This window comes from Actinoplanes sp. NPDC049316 (assembly GCF_040677315.1).
Lineage (GTDB): Bacteria > Actinomycetota > Actinomycetes > Mycobacteriales > Micromonosporaceae > Actinoplanes.
In genome coordinates, this window is sequence record NZ_JBFAQM010000002.1 from 180,856 (window position 1) to 196,748 (window position 15,893).

A 15,893-nucleotide genomic window follows, 5' to 3' on the forward strand; every position below is an offset into this window, starting at 1 on the left:
GCGCTGCCCGGCCGGGGAGAGTACCCGGTCGTGACCCTTCGCTACGAGGTGGCGAAGAACAGAGTCGGGTTGTTCCAGGTGGCGTCCGCGGTGGGCGCCGCCACCACGGTGGCCGTGGCGCCCGCGACCGCCGGGCTCGCCGCCGGGTCGAAGGCGACCGACCGCAGCGAACCGTTGGTGGAGCCATAGACGAGCTTCCCCGCCACCCAGGTCATACCACGCACCGTGCGCCAGTCGATACCCGTTGTCGGCAACGTGAACGCGGTGCAGCCCACGACGGAGCCGTCCGGCGTCAGGTACCGGTAGAACAGCGAGTTGCTCGACGAGGTCGTGTAGTACATGCGGCCCTGGAGGTAGAACGCGCCGGTCATGCTGCCGGCGTTGAACCAGGAAGTGTTCCAGCCGCTGCTCTCCCACGGCGCCCCGATGGTGCCGCCCGTGAGCATCGACACGTTGAGCACGCTGCCGGTCGGCTTAGAACTGTCCGTCTTCGCCCAGTACAGCTTGTTGGACAGGGCGAAACCGGCCTTGGCGCTGGTCAGCTGCGGCTGGCTCACCGTCGCCGGCGTGCCGAGACCGCCGGCGCCGTACGGCACCTTGGTCACCTGGCCGTTGCCCGCACCCAGGTAGAGGAACCCGGAATCGGCCTGCGGCGCGTCCTGCACGGCGATCGTGCGGCCACCGGACTTGGGGAAGTAGCCCATCCGGCCGTGGTACTCGTTGCCCAGTCCGTCGGAGTCGAACCCGGCGAACAGCCCGTTCGGGCCGGCCCAGAGCTCCCACATGATCGGCCCCCAGCTGGTGCCGCCGGCGGGCAGCTGGCTGCCGGGCGAGCGAGTGGGGTTCCAGTTCAGCGGGACGCCGTTCTGCTGGTCCAGGGCGGCGATGCCGTACCGGCTCACGCCGCCGGCGCCCTGCGAGTCGTTGCCGTTGGCGTTGTTCTGCCAGCGGAAGTGGCCGCCGACGTAGACGACTCCACCGACGACCTCGAGCGAGGTGACCGAGTCGGTGCCGGTGTAGTCCACCCACGTGGCCTTGACGTTCGAGCCACGGTCGGCGGTCTCCCAGCGGGCGGTGGCGTCGCAATAGGCGTCACCGCGGCCACCGTCGGCGATGATGACGAAGTAGTCGCCGTTGTCGGAGAAGTCGACGTCCCGCGCGTAGAACGGGAACGAGTCGCTGTAGCAGCCGGCCACGTACCGGTCGGTGTTCCAGTCCGCGACGGCGGGCGTGCCCGAGGTGTCGATGACGACGACCTGGTTGCGCGCGTTGCCGTTGACGGACGTGAAGTTGCCCACCGCGACGACGGTGTCGCCGTCCGGCGCGACAGCCAGACCCCAGACCAGCTCGGTCGAGTTCTTGTACGGCCGGGCGCCGCTCGCGTCGACCTGGAACGTCGGGTCGATGGCGCCCGTCGTGGCGTTCAGCCGCGCCAGGAGCGAGTGCTCGGTGCCGTTGACCCAGTGGAACGCGCCGGCGATGTAGAGGTGGTTGTCGTGCACGATCGCGCGGCGGACGACGCCTCCATCGCCACGACCCACCCAGCTGGTGATCGTCGCGCCGGTCGCCGGGTCGAGCTCGACGAGGTTCTTGCGCGCCACGCCGTTCACCGTGCCGAAGCTGCCGCCGACGATGAGCTTGCCGTCGGGGCTGACCGCGAGGGTCTGCACGGCGCCGTCGATGACCGGGGCGAACCCGGTCTTCAGGGCGCCGGTGGTGACGTCGTACGCGATGAGGTTGTTCGCGGACGACCAGCTGGTGGCGCCGGCCGCCTTGACCCCGGTGAAGGAGCCGCCCGCGTAGACCGTGTTACCGATCTGCGCGAACGCACGCATGCTTCCGTCCTTGGCGTGCGGGGTGTTGTCCGCGGGGTTCGCCGTGACGATGGTGGCCGATGCGCTCGGCGGGACGTACACGGCGTTCGCCGGTATGGCGGTCAGAGCGACCGTCAGACTCATCACCGCGGCCGGCACCAGGATCCTGGTGACCGGGCGCGACCGGAGTCGACGCTTCAGGGACACGAGCCCTCCTAATCGGAACATGAGGATTGACGCAGCCTGGTTCGGCGCCGGTCGGTACGCCATCGACCGTACGGACGTAGAAAGCCAGCCTTTTACGGCTGAGCGCGTCTGTGCAGTCAGGACGGGCACCGGACGCCGGCTCATGAGCGGGCCAAGCGGAACGGCGCGACACCGGGGACGGATCGTACGGCCCAAGCCGCGGCTGTTTCCAGGTCCGCGAGGGTGAGCTCCTCTACCTCACGGGCCACGACGAGTTTCCTGCCTTCCAGCTCCCGAGCCATCTCGACCTGGTGGTCGTCGACGTGCTCTCCGTGGGCGCGGCGTCGCGGGACGTACACGGCGCGCCTGCCCGCCTGCATCGCCGCCAGCGCGGAACCCACGCCGGCGTGCGAGATGACCGCGTCCGCCTCCGCCAGGGCCTGGCGCATCTCGCCGATCGGCACCTGTCTGCGGGCGCCGGCGGGCATCTTATCGATGACGGTCGAACCTACTTGCCACAGGATGTCCCATTCCGGCGGCAACAGTCCGACGAGGTGCGTGAGCAGGCGCGGAAAGGTGTAGCGCTCGTGCGTCCCGAGCGTGACGACCACCTTGCGCACCGGCGGCGGGTCGGCGAGCGCCTCCGCCTCGAACGCGTCGAAGATGGACCCGCCGTATCGCCACGCTCCTCCGGCCCAGGCGGGGTACTGCGTGTAGAGCCGCACGCGCGGCACCCGCGCGGCCAGCCGGCCGGTCAGCGAGGGGCCCTGCGTCCGGGTGGCGCTCTCGATGTACGAGCACGGGATTCCGGCCGCGGCGGCGGGCAGGAAGAACGCCATCGCCACGGCGGCCCCGGTGCTGAAGACGTGCTCGTACCGCTCGGCCCGCAGCATGCGGCGCGCGACGACCATCTCGCGGAGCACCCCGGCGACGTCGCGACTGGTGGCCGGCGGCACGAACACCACGTCCTCACCGTCCAGCAGCGACCGGCTCTGCGGGCTGTCGAACGTCACCCAGCGCCGCGCGCCCATTTCGAGCCGCGGCGCGAGGTCGTGAAGTTCGGCGAGGTGACCGCCGGTGGAGGCGACGAGCAGCGTGGTCACCGGGCGCCGACCGCCTCGGGCTCCCGCGCCGCCGCCGGCTCGGCCGGGGACTCCGGGCGCGGGTACCGGCCGGCCAGGATGCACACGGCGACGGCGAACCCGAGGAACAGCGCCGGGCCGAAGACCAGGCCGGCGATGATGTCGGTGAGCCAGTGCTTCTGCGTGTACAGCCGGGAGAAGCCCTCGTACGTGGCCAGCACGAGCACCACCGTGCCGAGCGCGACGTGCCAGCGCCGCCGCATCCGCCAGGTCAGCGCGACGAAGAGCGCGATCACGCCGAACGTCATCACGATGCGCGCGATGCCGCCCGACGGGTACGTGCCCAGCCCGGTCGGCGGGTGTCCCCGGTCGACCATCTCGGCCAGGATCGCCTGCACGTACTGCTCGAGCGGGAAGCCGGCGAGGATGGCCAGCAGGGGGATCCAGAACCGCCGCCGCCACAGCACCGCGAAGACGACGGCGGCCACGACGACGACCCGCTTCAGCGGCTCCCGGTCACCGAGCGCGGTGTAGAACCAGTTGAAGTCCTCGAACGCGGGGTTGCGGCGGTCGGTGACCCACAGCAGCACCGGCCAGTCCACGGCGTCCTCGAGGCTGTGCGCCAGCAGGCCGATCGGCCAGAAGACGGCGACCGTCAGCGCGGCCCAGAACAGCACGAAGACCGCCGCCGTGGCCGGCCGGCCGAGTGTCGTGACCAGGGCGGCCACGGCCTCTCGCGGCTTTGTCACAAGGCGGCTACGGGCCAGGCGGCTACCCGGCCCGTACGCCAGCAACGGCCCGGCCACGGCCGGGACCACGACGGCCAAGGCCGCGACGAAATACAGCACTACCACCGAACCGTCCCCACACTCTGCGGCGTCCCGACCGCACGATCCCCTTGAAAACCCGGCGCGTCTAGTACGCGCCTGCGCCCCGCAACACGACCATCGCGGTCCGCATGAGGATCACCAGGTCCACGGTGAGCGACCAGTTCTCCACGTACCGCAGGTCCAGCCGGATCGAGTCCTCCCACGACAGATCCGACCGCCCGCTCACCTGCCACAGCCCGGTCATCCCGGGTTTGACCACCAGCCGCCGCCGCATGTCCTGCGGATACTGCTCGACCTCGCTGGGCAGCGGCGGCCGCGGCCCCACGAGCGACATCTCTCCCAGCAGCACGTTGATGAGCTGGGGCAGTTCGTCCAGCGAGTACCGGCGCAGGAACCGGCCGCACCGGGTGACCCGCGGATCCTCACGGATCTTGAAGAGCACGCCGGCGAACTCGTTCTGCTCCCGCATCGCGGCGATCCGCGCCTCGGCGTCGGTGTGCATGGTCCGGAACTTGTACATCCGGAACATCTCGCCGCCCCGGGCCACCCGGATCTGCCGGAAGAACACCGGCCCGCCGGTGTCCAGCTTGATGACGAGCGCGATGACGAGGAAGACCGGCGCGAGCAGGACCAGCAGCAGCGCCGCGATCGAGACGTCGAAGACGGACTTGATGAGCCGCCGGCCGCCGGAGAGCCGGGGGTGCTCGATGTGCATCATCGGAAGCCCGTCCACCGGGCGCACGGTGATCCGGTCGCCGGCGGTGTCCACCAGCGACGACGACACGATGAGATCGATGTCGTCGCGTTCCAGCTCCCAGGCGAGCCGGCGCAGCATCGGGCCGTCCAGCTCCGGGCAGGACAGCACCATGACGGTGTCCGCGCCGGCCGCGGCGGCCGAGTTGGCGGCGGCGCCGAGCGCACCGAAGACCGGCACCTCGAGCGCACGGGCGGCGTCGGTCAGCTGGTCGGCCGGCAGGCAGGCGCCGATGATCTGCAGCCCGTGGTGGTAACGCCGGTGCAGCTGCCGGGTCATCTGCGCGACGGCCGGCGCGTGACCGAGCACGAGCACCCGGTGCATGCAGGCGCCCCGGCGACGCGCCCGGTGCAGGATCTTCCGCAGGACGAAACGGCCGGTCAGCGAGAACACAGTGGTCAGCACGAGGGCGATGAGCAGGTAGCCGCGCGCGATGTCGGCCTTGAACACGTACGACGCGAGCGCCATGCCCACGGTCAGGCGCACGCCGGCGCGCAGCACCCGTTGGTATTCCTCGCCGCCGACGAACAGGACCCGGCGCTCGTACGCGTGCGACAGCGCGAGCAGCCCGACCCAGGCCGGCGGGATCAGCGCCGAGAGGGCCAGATACCAGTTCGCGTAAGCCGCGCCCTGGAACCGCAGCACGAACGCGGCCAGCGTGGCCACGAGCGTCGCTCCGAAGTCGATGACCAGGAGCAGCTTGACGTAGCGCGCCTCCCAGACCCAGCGGTCGGCATGGCCACGCGCCCAGATGTCACCGAGTTCCCTTTCGGTGGCATCCGAATACTCTGCGATTTTCGGTATGTCTTGTGTGTCGGCGCTTCCCGCCGTTGTTCCCGTCGCTGTCACGACGCCTCTGCCTCCAGTGAGACCCCACGCCCACTCGGCAATTCTGCGAACGCCACTCTTTCCACGCCCCCCACCCCTTGGCCCATGACGTACAAGCGCAAGGACGCCCAGGCGGTGAACGCTAGACGAGGATCAGCTCGACGCCGACCCCGCGTGTCGCAATCTTTACTGAGGAACACCACGAATTTCGGATGCCGATGCGGGCGGCATCCGAGTGTATTGCGGGTGAACTCCGGTCTACATCGGACAAAATAGCAGTCGCGCCGAGCGTGACGGAAGGCTTTCTCCCGCCCCCGGACGATGTCCGGTTTGGACGCATTGGCGCTCGTGATTTGTCCGGTAGGAGAATTCACGGCACCGCACCGTAACACAGCGGCCTCGGACCGCGTCCAGAGGCAAGTTGTGATCATCGATCCGACGCCCGTCCGCGCGGGGCATCCGGCCTGGCAGAAACCACGCGAATGTGAGACACGCCCATCGATCGGCGCACTTGACATCGGTCCACGTAGGAGTAAAGAGACCGATAGTGATCATGGTGCTGACGGCCTTCACCGCGTAAGCGGCGGCTGCAAGACTCTTTTCGCTCATCCCCGGTCGCCGCACCACCGGAAGACCGTTGTGGGCAGCGCTTTTCCCGTTCCCGGCCATGGGAACGCTCCCGGCCACTCGCGCCGACCGGGCGCTGCCGGGCGGCGTTTACCGGCGAGGGCTCAGATGAGGCCGAGCGCCATCGCTCGCGTGACGGCTGCCGTACGGTCAGCAACGTCCAGTTTGTTGAACGCCCGCAGTAAATGCGTCTTCACGGTCGCCTCCGAGATGAACAGCTCCCGTCCGATGTCCGCATTCGTCAGGCCACGCGCGACCAGCCGCAGCACCTCGGCCTCGCGCTGCGACAGCGCCGGCGGTGCGGGGCTGCGGACCTGACGCACCAGGGTGGACGCGACGCTCGGCGCGAGCACCGTCTCACCCCGGGCGGCGGCGCGCACCGCGCCGGCCAACTCCGCCGGCGAGGCGTCCTTGAGCAGATAGCCGCCGGCGCCGGCTTCGATCGCGCGCAGGATGTCACGATCCGATTCGTACGTCGTCAGCACCATCACGCGGACGCCCTCGGTGCGCGCCAGGATCCGGGCCGTCGCCTCGACGCCGTCGCCGCCCGGCATGCGCAGGTCCATGAGCACGATGTCGGGGCGCAGCTCGACCGCCCGCTCGACGCCCTCGGCGCCGGACGAGGCCTCGCCCACCACGGTCAGATCCGGTTCGGCCTCCAGCATGCCGCGCAGGCCGTGACGGACCACCGGGTGGTCGTCGACCAGCAGGATCCGGATCACGCGGGCACCTCCAGCTCGATCGTGGCGCCGGTGCCGGGCTCGCTGCGCACGGTCAGCGTGCCGCCCACCTGCCCGGCGCGTGCCCGCATGCCGTCGAGGCCGAACCCGTGCCGCCGCCCCGGGTCGAAACCACAGCCGTCGTCGCGAACCACGAGCCGCACCTTCTCCGCCTCGTACGCCAGCAGCACCGACACCTCCCCAGCGGCCGCATGCCGCCGTACGTTCGTCAGCGCCTCCTGCGCCGCCCGCAGCAGCACGACCTCCACAGCGGTGGGCAGCGGCCGGGCCTCCCCCGTCGTACGGAACGACGACGCCGCCCCGGTGCCCTCCGAGGCCCGGGCCGCCTGCCGCCGTACCGCATCCACCAGCGACCCGTCACCCAGCGCGGGCGGCGCCAGGGCGGCGACCAGCGCACGCGACTCGGCCAGGTTCTCCCGCGCCGTACGGACCGCCAGCGCGAGCCGCTCGTCGGCGAGCGCGGGATCCGCGGCCTGCAGCAGCGTGATGATGCTGGTGAAGCCCTGCGCGAGGGTGTCGTGGATCTCCCCGGCGAGCCGGGCGCGCTCGGCGGCGACGCCGGCCTCGTGCGACAGGCGGGCCACCTCGGCGCGGCTGCGCTCCAGCTCGGCGATGAGCTCCGCGCGTTCCGTGCTCTGCCGCACCACCCGGTTGATCCAGACGCCCAGCCACGCGGAAGCGCCCGCGGTCATCACGAACAGCGGCCCGGCGTGGGTGAGATAGCCGACGTCGAAGCCGGCCTGGACGAACCCGACGGCCAGCGGGGTCAGGTTCGCGACGACCACCGCCACCAGCGCGGGCCGCAGGTCGAGCAGCATGAAGAACATCGGGCAGAGCCCGAACAGCAGGTAGCTCACCATGTCCGAGGCGGCCGCGCCCGCCGCGAAGACGGCGACGACGACGGCCGCGTACCAAACGCCCTGGTGTTGTCTGCGCTCCACCCGCCGGCCCCACCCGGCGTAGAGCACGGCGATCGCCGCGATGCTCGCCAGGCCGCCGATCCGGCCGTGCGGGTCCTGGGCGGCGACCGCCGCCGCCACCCCGAGGGCGACGGCGGCGAAGAAGACGTCCCACAGCACCTCGTCCATGAGCCGCCGCGGCGCGGGGCCCGCGGTCATGCGTCGCGGCGGTTCGTCCAGCGGAAGGTCAGCAGGCACAGCACCAATCCGATCACACACCAGCCGGCCAGCATCAAGGCGATCCGGCCCAGCTCCCACGCGCCGCCGGCCTCCAGCGCCGCGGCGGAGTCCGGCAGGAAGACGTACCGGAAGCCCTGCGCCATCCACTTCACCGGGAAGACCGACGCCACGGTGATCATCCAGTCCGGCAACCGGGTGATCGGGTGGATGAAGACCCCGGAGAGGAACTGCAGCGCCACGACGGGCACGTTCAGGACCGCTCCCGCCGTACGCGCGGAGCGCACGAGCGCGCTCGCGGCGATGCCCAGCAGGCTGCAGGCGATGACGCTGAGCAGGAACAGCCAGCCGAACGTGAACCACCGCCCGGCGTCCGTCGGCAGCGGCATGTCGAACAGCAGCACCCCGACGCCGAGCAGCACGAGCACCTCGGCCGCGGTCAGCGCCGCCACCAGGATGAGCTTGCCGAGGAAGTACGCGCCGGCGGTCGCCGGGGTGCCGCGCAGCCGCTTCAGCGTGCCGTCCTCCCGGTCGGTGGCGATGCCGACGCCCATCGTGATGAAGGCGGTGGACACGATCCCGTACGCGATCATGCTGGCGGAGAAGACCCGCGCCGCGCTCAGTCCCGGGTGGTCGTAGTCGTCGCCGAAGATCGTCCCGAACAGCAGGAGCAGCAGCGCCGGGAACAGGAACGTGAAGATCATCGCCGTCCGGTCCCGGACGAACTGCAGGATCTCGATGCCGCCGCGCCGCCGGCCGATCGTCAGGGTGCTGGTCATCGGGCTTCTCCGATCAGGCTCAGGTACGTGTCCTCGAGGCTCGGGCGGCTGACGGTGAGGCCGCTCAGGTCGGCTCCCCGCGCGACGAGCCCGGCGATCAGGGCGGCCGGGTCGTCCGTACGGGTCTCCTGGTCGCCGCCCCACCGCACGACCGCCCCCGCCTCGCCACGCCCGCCGAGCGTCGCCGGCGTCCCCTCGGCCACGATCGCCCCGCCCGCCAGCACGGCGAGCCGGTCCGCGAGCGCCTCGGCCTCGTCCAGGTAATGGGTGGTGAGCAGGATCGTCGTTCCCTCGGCGGCCAGCGCCCGGATCAGCCCCCAGAACCGCCGCCGCGCCTCCGGGTCGAACCCGGTCGTCGGTTCGTCGAGGAACACCAGCTCGGGACGCCCCACGATGCCCAGCGCCACATCGAGCCGGCGCCGCTGCCCGCCGGACAGCGTCCGCACCCGGGCGTTCGCCTTGTCCGTCAACCCCACCAGCTCGATGGCGTCGCCGACCCGCCGCGGTCGCGGATAGAACCCGGCCACATGCCGCACCACCTCGGCGACGGTGAGATCGCCGGCATCCGAGGCGCTCTGCAGGACGATGCCGATCCGGCTCCGCCACGCCCGGGAAGCGGCCCCGGGATCCTCGCCGAGGACCCGGACCTCGCCGCCGGTGCGGCGCCGGTGCCCCTCGAGGATCTCGACCGTGGTGGTCTTCCCGGCGCCGTTCGGCCCGAGCAGGGCGAACACCTCGCCGGAGGCGATGTCGAGGTCTATACCGCCGACGGCGAGATGGTCGCCGTAGGTCTTGCGCAGGCCGCGCGCCTGGATGGCTGTCATGCCTTCGAGGATCGCGGCCACGGGGTGCGCGGCGGGACGACCGGGCGGCGGTCAGCCGGTGTCCACCGTTCGACGGACACCGGCTGAGGGAGGTCAGCCGGCCGGGGTGTCAGGTAGCCGTTCTCGGCGAGGTGCCGCGCGTGCCCCTCGTACGCCTCCGGGCTCGGCAGCGCGACCGTGGCCAGCCCGTCCACGTAGCGGTTGAACATGCTGAACGCGGCCGCGATCAGCACGGTGTCATGCACCGCCCGATCGTCCGCGCCGTGCTCGCGCGCCCGGGCCACGTCCTCCGCGGCGACATTGCGGCCGTCCTGCCGGACCTTCTCCGCGATCGCCAGGAGCGCCCGCATCCTCGGGTCTTGCGTGGCCTCGCCGGCGGCCCGTCCCTCACGGTCGAGCAGATAGCGCGCCACCGCGCCGTGGGTGCCGGCGCAGAAGCCGCACTCATTGCGCTCGGAGACGTACGCCGCGATCGTCTCGCGTTCGCCCGGGGTCAGCGGTGACGGGCCCCGGAGCAGGGTCTGGGCCAGCTCGTTCAGCGGCCGGGCGGTCAGCGGATAGCGGGTCAGGAGCCCGGCGATGCCCGGCAGCCCGGGCAGATCGATGTGCGGCACTCCACCATGGTCGAGGCGGCCAGGGGCGATGTCCATCCGACGATCATTCCCGGATCTCAACGCCCCAGCAGGGCGAGAAGGCGGCCGAACGGTCCGGTGCCGGGGTCGGGCAGAGCCGGTGCGAACGGCGCTCCCGGCTGAAGCCGGCGCTCGTCATCCGGCACCGCCTCCACAATGGGCAGCGCCGCCGTCACGAGCTCGCCGTCCGGCTCGTACGCGACTCCCAGCGCGGTCGCGACGTCCCAGCCGTGCACGAGGTAGTCGACGAGGTGGAAGCCGATCGCGAGGTGTCCGGGTATCGGCCTCGTACCGAACTCCGGCAGGTCGAAGCCCCTGCCGGGCACATCGGGTGCGGCGAAGGCGGCGATGACCTCCTCTGCGGCGGCCGCGTAGCCGGCCGCGAAGTCCGCCGCGAGCGGGGCCGGCACCCAGAGCGCGGGGTCGGCGCCGCGCCCGGCGGCCGCCGCCGCGAAACCCCGGTGCTGCACGGTCATGTGGGCGAGGAGGGCCGCCAGGTCCCATCCCGCGCACGGTGTCGGTCGCGACAGGTCCTCCCGCGAGACCCCGGCGACGATGGTCACGGTCGCGCGCACGGCGCGCTCGTCGAGTTCAATCGTACGCATACGCTTACGATCTGCTGCTGCGTACGGTATGTCAACGGTTATCGTGCGTCCGTGGCCGACGACCGTCCCGACCTCGCCGCCATGGTGGCCCGCCTCGGCCGCACCCTCGTCGCGGCCGAACGCCCGATCCTCGCCGCGCACGACGTGTCGATGTGGGGCTACGTCGTGCTGACCGCGCTCGCCGACGAGCCGATGCGCACCCAGGCGGCGCTCGCCCGGGCCATCGGCGCGGACAAGACGCGGATCATCGCCGACCTGGACGAGCTGCAGGAACGCGGCCTCATCGAACGCGAACCGGATCCGGCCGACCGTCGCGTACGGCTGCTGCGGCTGACGCCCGCCGGGCGACGGGTGCACACGGCCGTGCGCCGCGCGATCCGGGCCGAGGAGGAACGCCTGCTGGCGGACCTGCCGGCCGCCGACCGGCGGGTGTTCCTGCGCGTCCTGCAGCGCCTCGACCAAGGCCCGCTCTAGGGCTCCCGGAGGGCAGACGGGCGGCGGGTCACCGCGCGGCGAGAGCTTCCTTCAACCCGCGGGCGGCGAGCCGGTCGGCGCGTTCGTTCTCCGGGTGTCCCGCGTGCCCCTTAACCCAGTGCCACTCGACGTCGTGACGACGGACCACCGCGTCGAGGCGCTGCCACAGGTCGACATTCTTCACCGGCTGCCGCGCGGAGGTCTGCCAGCCGTTGGCCTTCCAGCGGGGCAGCCACTTCGTGATGCCGTCGCGCACGTAGATGCTGTCCGTGTAGAGCAGCACCCGCAGCGGCGCCCGGGTCAGCGTCTCGAGCGCCCGGATCGGGGCCGTGAGCTCCATGCGGTTGTTGGTGGTCGGCGTGGCCTCGCCGCCGCAGAGGTCCTTCTCGGTGGCGCCCCAGCGCAGCACGGCGCCCCAGCCGCCGGGCCCGGGATTCGGCACGCAGGCGCCGTCCGTGAAGATCTCCACCGCCGCGACCACGCCTGTCATGGGCAGCACCCTACCGAGCAGCGCCGGCTCGACGGCGCACCGCCATGGCCGGAAGCACGCAGCGGCGGAGAAGGACAGCAGAGACGCGGAGAAGTGTCAGGCCGCCGGCCGGGTACCTGTGTGACGGACAGGACTCCGGGGGGAACCGGCCCGGGCCGGCGGCCTGCCCCCGCAGAACCAGTCGCGCTGGGAGCGCTCCCAAACAGGGAGCCTAGCGAACCGGGAGCGGCGCGTAAATGCCGCGGCGGGGCGTACGCCACACCGCGGCGGTGGCCCGGCGGTCGCGGACCGAGCGGACAGTACAGTTTCGGCATGCTCGAAGCCGCCGTGGAGGTGCAGGACGTCGTCGTCCGGTACGGCGAGGTCACCGCCGTGGACGGTGTCTCGCTCACGGTGCCGCAGGCCTCGATCCTGGCGCTGCTGGGCGACAACGGCGCGGGAAAGACCAGCTTGTTGCAGGTCTGCGAGGGGTTCCGCAAGCCCGACGGCGGATCCGTACGCATCCTCGGCCTGGACCCCACCGGCGACCACGACGCGCTGATGCCGCGGCTGGGGATCATGCTGCAGTCCGGTGGTGTCTACCCCTGGGCGACAGCCGGCGAGATCCTTCGGCTTTTTGCTTCGTATTCCGCGAATCCGCTCGATGTGGACATGCTGCTCGACCGGTTGGGTCTGCGGAAGTTCGCGAAGACCACGTTCCGGCGGCTGTCCGGCGGCGAGCAGCAGCGGCTGTCGCTCGCCGTCGCGCTGGTCGGCCGCCCCGAGCTCGTGTTCCTCGACGAGCCCACCGCCGGCATGGACGTGGGCGCCCGCCGGACCACCTGGGAGCTCGTCGAGGACCTCCGCGCCGACGGCGTGTCGGTGCTGCTCACCACGCACCTGCTGGACGAGGCCGAGAGCCTCGCCGACCACGTCGTGATCATCGACGGCGGCCGGGTCGCGGCGACGGGCACGCCCGCGGAGCTCACGGCCGCCGCCGGCATCGACCTCCTTCAGGTACGCGCGGAGCCCGGCCTGCCGCTCGCCACGCTGGCCGCGGGGCTGGACGCCAAGGTGACCGAGGACGTCCCGGGCGAGTACGCGGTGGCCGGCACCCTCGACACGCAGGCGATCGCCGCGGTCCTCGCCCGCTTCGCGCAGGCCGGCGCCCGGGTGACCGCGGTCGACACGCGCCGCCGGACCCTCGAGGACGTCTACCTGGCCCTGACCGCAGGAGCTGCCCGATGACCACGAGCACCGGCACGTTCACACCCGCACCCCGCCGGGCTCCGATGCGCGGCATCCTGCGGTCACAGATCCGCATGGAACTGGTGCTGACCGCCCGGCGCGGCGAGGCCGTGGTCCTGGCGATGGGCGTGCCGCTGCTGGTCCTGCTCGGCGCGGGCCTCACCCACGCGACCAACCTGCCCACCGACGACCGCCTCGGTTACGTGGTCCCCGGGGTGCTCGCCCTGACGGTCATGTCCACCGCGTTCACCGGACAGGCCATCACCACCGGCTACGAGCGCAGCTACGGCGTTCTCAAACGCCTCGGCGCCTCGCCGCTGACCCGCCCCGGCCTGCTGTTCGCCAAGACGGCGGCGATCCTCTGCCTCGTCGGCCTGCAGATCCTCGCGCTGGCCGCGGTCGGCGTCGCGGTGGGCTGGCGCCCGGCCCTCTCCGAGCTCCTGCCGGCGATCGGCGTGACGGTGCTGGCGACCGCGGCGTATTGCGGGCTCGCGCTGTTCATGGCCGGCCTGCTGCGCCCGGAGACCGTCACGGCCGCGGCAACGCTGATCTACGTGCTGATGCTGGCCGCGGGCGGCATCATGTTCGCGGCGCCCGGCCTGGGCACGGCGGGCTGGTTCCTGCTCCCCCTCGCCGCCCACGCGGAGGCGCTGCGCGACACGCTCACCCACGGGACGGCGGTCCCGGGCGCGATCTGGCTGAGCCTCACGCTGTGGGCAGCGGTCGCGCTGACCGCGGCCGCCCGCACCTTCCGCTGGGAGTAGCCGGCATACCGCGGCTCAGGTCCTCAGGCAGGCAGTCATTCCCGGTCCGGCAGCCCCGGCACGTAGGCCGCCGCGACCCGCTTCGGCACGACCATGCGCCACGCGTCCACCACCAGCTCCTCCATGCGCGCCGGATCGAGCTCGGCCATCCATGCCTGCACCCACTGGAACCGCATGTCCGACGCGCCGGGCAGGTGGAAGACCCCGGGCTCCGAGTCGACGAGCGCCTGCCTCTCCTCCCTCGGGTAGCCGAACCCCATGACCGACTCGTCGCGCGAGAACGCCACATACACGATCTTGCCGACCCGGAACTTGACCCGGTCGTGGATCAGATGCTCCGTCGTCCGCGGCAAGCCCAGCGCGACCGTTCTGACCTGCTGCACTGTGACCATTCCGGCACGCTAGCGCCCGGGTCCGACACTCTCAGGACGACCGGGGCCGGGGTACGGACGGCAGCCGCGTCGTCGTCTCCTGCTCCTCGTCCCCGGCGGCCGGCGCCTGGCGTACCTTGGCGCGCGCGACCCGGTCGGGCGGCAGCCGGTAGGTGGGCGCGGACACCAGCTCGTCCGGCACCAGGTGCCGCCCGCCCGAGCCCTCGCCGGGCGACGCGTCGTCCGCCGACGTGATGACGCCGCCCGAGAGGACCACGGCCGGGGAAGACCGGTCCGGCCCTTCGGATGCGGACAGCGAGCTGGACGACGAGGCCCGGTCGCCGGCCGGCAGCGGCACCGACGGTGACGTCCGGTCGCCGGCGGACAGCGGAACCGGCGAGGTCCGGTCGCCGGCGGCGGAGAGCGAGGTCCGGTCCGCGCCGGCGGTCACCCCGGCCGTGGTGATCACGGCGGGGGTGATCGTCGCCGAGGTGACGACCGCCGTGCCGCGGACCGCGCGGCGGGGCCCGATGAGCCGGGCCGCCATGCTGAAGACGCTGCGGGTCGCGGTGTCGTAGCCGTCCCGGTACGCCTCGTCGCGGTCCAGGCCGGTCCGGTACCACTGGTGCAGGCGGCCGGCCGCGTAGCCGGCGCAGGCGGTGAACACGGCGAGCAGCGTGATGAGCAAGGCGTCGTTCGCGGGCGCGGTCATGAGTTGAGATTCTCTGCGGAGGCATAGACCGAAAGCTATGGCCCGTTCGACGTACCCCGATCGGTCGACAAGTGCCTCGATGTGGGATATCCCACGTCAGGGGCGGGGCGGCGGGGGTCCACCGGGACCGCCGGACGGCGGGGTGCCACCGGGCGCGCTCCCGCCGGTCTCCTCCCCCGACGGGTCGATCGCGATGGTCAGGGTCGCGCGGTAACCGGCGTCCACGCTGCCCGTGACCGTGGCGAGTTCCCGGGCCGCCGAATCATCGCCGAACACGTTGTCGGTGGCGAGGGTGACCTGACTCAGGTTCGTCACGCTCTTGCTGTACCCGGCTGTCGCGTACACCGCCTTGGAAACGTCTTCGGGAATCGCGATCTGTGAGGTTTTCACGATGGGGCCGGAGCCGCTGGTGGCGTTCTCCAGCGACGAGTAGACCTCGAAGTGGATGTGCGGCCAGCGGCCCGAGTAGCAGGCCGGGAAGATGCTGGTGAAGGCGGCCGTGCCGGTCTCGTCGGTCTGCTGGATGCCGCGCAGGTAGTTCTGGTCCGTGACGCCGGTGGAGTACAGCGAGTAGTTGCCGTCGCGGTCGCAGTGCCACGCGTACACGGCGGCGCCGTTCACCGCCGCGCCGTTGAGATCCTTCACGACGAGAGCGAATTCCAGGGGTACGCCCTCGGCAACACCGTCGGCGTCGCCGAACGAGGATCGGATGTCCTTGCGGACGATCCCGCCGAGGGTCCGCACGTCCGGCCCGTTGGAGCCGTCGGCCGGGTACGGTCCCGCCGTCTCCGACTCGACCTCGGCGAGCGAGCCCCTGCTCGACGCGGACGCCGCCGGCGTGGTCTCGGCCTCCGCGCCGGTGCTGCAGGCCCCGACGAGGGCCATCGCTCCGGCCCCACCCAGCGCGGCGAGCAACCGGCGGCGCGACATGGTGCGCAGGTCGAACTGCAGGCCTTTGTCGTGGACGCGGCGTACGTACGCGGAGTTGTCTTCCATCACGGAACGCCCTCTCTGATCG

At 71.7% G+C, this 15,893-nt stretch carries 17 protein-coding genes; 3 read left to right on the forward strand and 14 right to left on the reverse strand.

Annotated features, from left to right (window positions below; genetic code table 11):
• Window positions 1-41: 41 nt before the first annotated feature.
• The 10 genes from AB0K03_RS03370 to AB0K03_RS03415 all read right to left on the reverse strand — a co-directional run bounded on the left by AB0K03_RS03370 (window position 42) and on the right by AB0K03_RS03415 (window position 10,837).
• Window positions 42-1,958: a delta-60 repeat domain-containing protein gene (locus tag AB0K03_RS03370; RefSeq protein WP_364680717.1), complete on the reverse strand. Its 1,917-nt coding sequence runs from the start codon at window positions 1,956-1,958 to the stop codon at window positions 42-44.
• A 203-nt stretch (window positions 1,959-2,161) separates the two neighbouring features.
• Window positions 2,162-3,103 (reverse strand): glycosyltransferase, encoded by a 942-nt coding sequence (locus AB0K03_RS03375; RefSeq protein ID WP_364679811.1) that lies wholly within the window; start codon window positions 3,101-3,103, stop codon window positions 2,162-2,164.
• Window positions 3,100-3,936 (reverse strand): phosphatase PAP2 family protein, encoded by an 837-nt coding sequence (locus AB0K03_RS03380; RefSeq protein WP_364679814.1) that lies wholly within the window; start codon window positions 3,934-3,936, stop codon window positions 3,100-3,102. Before AB0K03_RS03380 ends, AB0K03_RS03375 begins: the two co-directional genes overlap by 4 nt.
• Window positions 3,937-3,997: 61 nt before the next feature.
• Window positions 3,998-5,515, reverse strand: a complete 1,518-nt coding sequence (locus AB0K03_RS03385) for a sugar transferase (protein WP_364679816.1) — start codon at window positions 5,513-5,515, stop codon at window positions 3,998-4,000.
• Between the two features lie 710 nt (window positions 5,516-6,225).
• A complete protein-coding gene (locus AB0K03_RS03390) occupies window positions 6,226-6,843 on the reverse strand; it encodes a response regulator transcription factor (RefSeq protein ID WP_364679819.1) in 618 nt (205 codons plus the stop codon).
• Window positions 6,840-7,979, reverse strand: a complete 1,140-nt coding sequence (locus tag AB0K03_RS03395; RefSeq protein WP_364679822.1) for a sensor histidine kinase — start codon at window positions 7,977-7,979, stop codon at window positions 6,840-6,842. Before AB0K03_RS03395 ends, AB0K03_RS03390 begins: the two co-directional genes overlap by 4 nt.
• Complete coding sequence (locus tag AB0K03_RS03400; protein WP_364679825.1) at window positions 7,976-8,776, reverse strand: ABC transporter permease; 801 nt, start codon at window positions 8,774-8,776, stop codon at window positions 7,976-7,978. Before AB0K03_RS03400 ends, AB0K03_RS03395 begins: the two co-directional genes overlap by 4 nt.
• Window positions 8,773-9,600 carry an ABC transporter ATP-binding protein gene (locus AB0K03_RS03405; protein ID WP_364679827.1) on the reverse strand — a complete coding sequence of 276 codons (828 nt, stop codon included), beginning with the start codon at window positions 9,598-9,600 and terminating at the stop codon, window positions 8,773-8,775. The genes AB0K03_RS03400 and AB0K03_RS03405 overlap by 4 nt, the downstream gene beginning before the upstream one ends.
• Window positions 9,597-10,250 carry a carboxymuconolactone decarboxylase family protein gene (locus AB0K03_RS03410; protein ID WP_364679829.1) on the reverse strand — a complete coding sequence of 218 codons (654 nt, stop codon included), beginning with the start codon at window positions 10,248-10,250 and terminating at the stop codon, window positions 9,597-9,599. Before AB0K03_RS03410 ends, AB0K03_RS03405 begins: the two co-directional genes overlap by 4 nt.
• Window positions 10,251-10,270: 20 nt before the next feature.
• Complete coding sequence (locus AB0K03_RS03415; protein WP_364679832.1) at window positions 10,271-10,837, reverse strand: TIGR03086 family metal-binding protein; 567 nt, start codon at window positions 10,835-10,837, stop codon at window positions 10,271-10,273.
• Between the two features lie 51 nt (window positions 10,838-10,888).
• Here AB0K03_RS03415 and AB0K03_RS03420 point away from each other — a divergent pair, with 51 nt between their 5' ends.
• Complete coding sequence (locus AB0K03_RS03420; protein ID WP_364679834.1) at window positions 10,889-11,311, forward strand: MarR family transcriptional regulator; 423 nt, start codon at window positions 10,889-10,891, stop codon at window positions 11,309-11,311.
• Between the two features lie 28 nt (window positions 11,312-11,339).
• Here AB0K03_RS03420 and rnhA read toward each other — a convergent pair whose 3' ends face one another.
• Window positions 11,340-11,801 carry a ribonuclease HI gene (gene rnhA / locus AB0K03_RS03425; protein ID WP_364679836.1) on the reverse strand — a complete coding sequence of 154 codons (462 nt, stop codon included), beginning with the start codon at window positions 11,799-11,801 and terminating at the stop codon, window positions 11,340-11,342.
• Between the two features lie 312 nt (window positions 11,802-12,113).
• Here rnhA and AB0K03_RS03430 point away from each other — a divergent pair, with 312 nt between their 5' ends.
• Complete coding sequence (locus AB0K03_RS03430; protein WP_364679839.1) at window positions 12,114-13,028, forward strand: ABC transporter ATP-binding protein; 915 nt, start codon at window positions 12,114-12,116, stop codon at window positions 13,026-13,028.
• On the forward strand, window positions 13,025-13,792 hold the full coding sequence (locus tag AB0K03_RS03435; protein ID WP_364679842.1) for an ABC transporter permease: 768 nt from the start codon (window positions 13,025-13,027) through the stop codon (window positions 13,790-13,792). The genes AB0K03_RS03430 and AB0K03_RS03435 overlap by 4 nt, the downstream gene beginning before the upstream one ends.
• A 35-nt stretch (window positions 13,793-13,827) precedes the next feature.
• Here AB0K03_RS03435 and AB0K03_RS03440 read toward each other — a convergent pair whose 3' ends face one another.
• The 3 genes from AB0K03_RS03440 to AB0K03_RS03450 all read right to left on the reverse strand — a co-directional run bounded on the left by AB0K03_RS03440 (window position 13,828) and on the right by AB0K03_RS03450 (window position 15,871).
• Complete coding sequence (locus AB0K03_RS03440) at window positions 13,828-14,184, reverse strand: MmcQ/YjbR family DNA-binding protein (protein ID WP_364679845.1); 357 nt, start codon at window positions 14,182-14,184, stop codon at window positions 13,828-13,830.
• 31 nt (window positions 14,185-14,215) lie between these two features.
• A complete protein-coding gene (locus AB0K03_RS03445) occupies window positions 14,216-14,875 on the reverse strand; it encodes a hypothetical protein (protein WP_364679848.1) in 660 nt (219 codons plus the stop codon).
• 96 nt (window positions 14,876-14,971) lie between these two features.
• On the reverse strand, window positions 14,972-15,871 hold the full coding sequence (locus tag AB0K03_RS03450) for an intradiol ring-cleavage dioxygenase (protein ID WP_364679851.1): 900 nt from the start codon (window positions 15,869-15,871) through the stop codon (window positions 14,972-14,974).
• Window positions 15,872-15,893 lie beyond the last annotated feature (22 nt).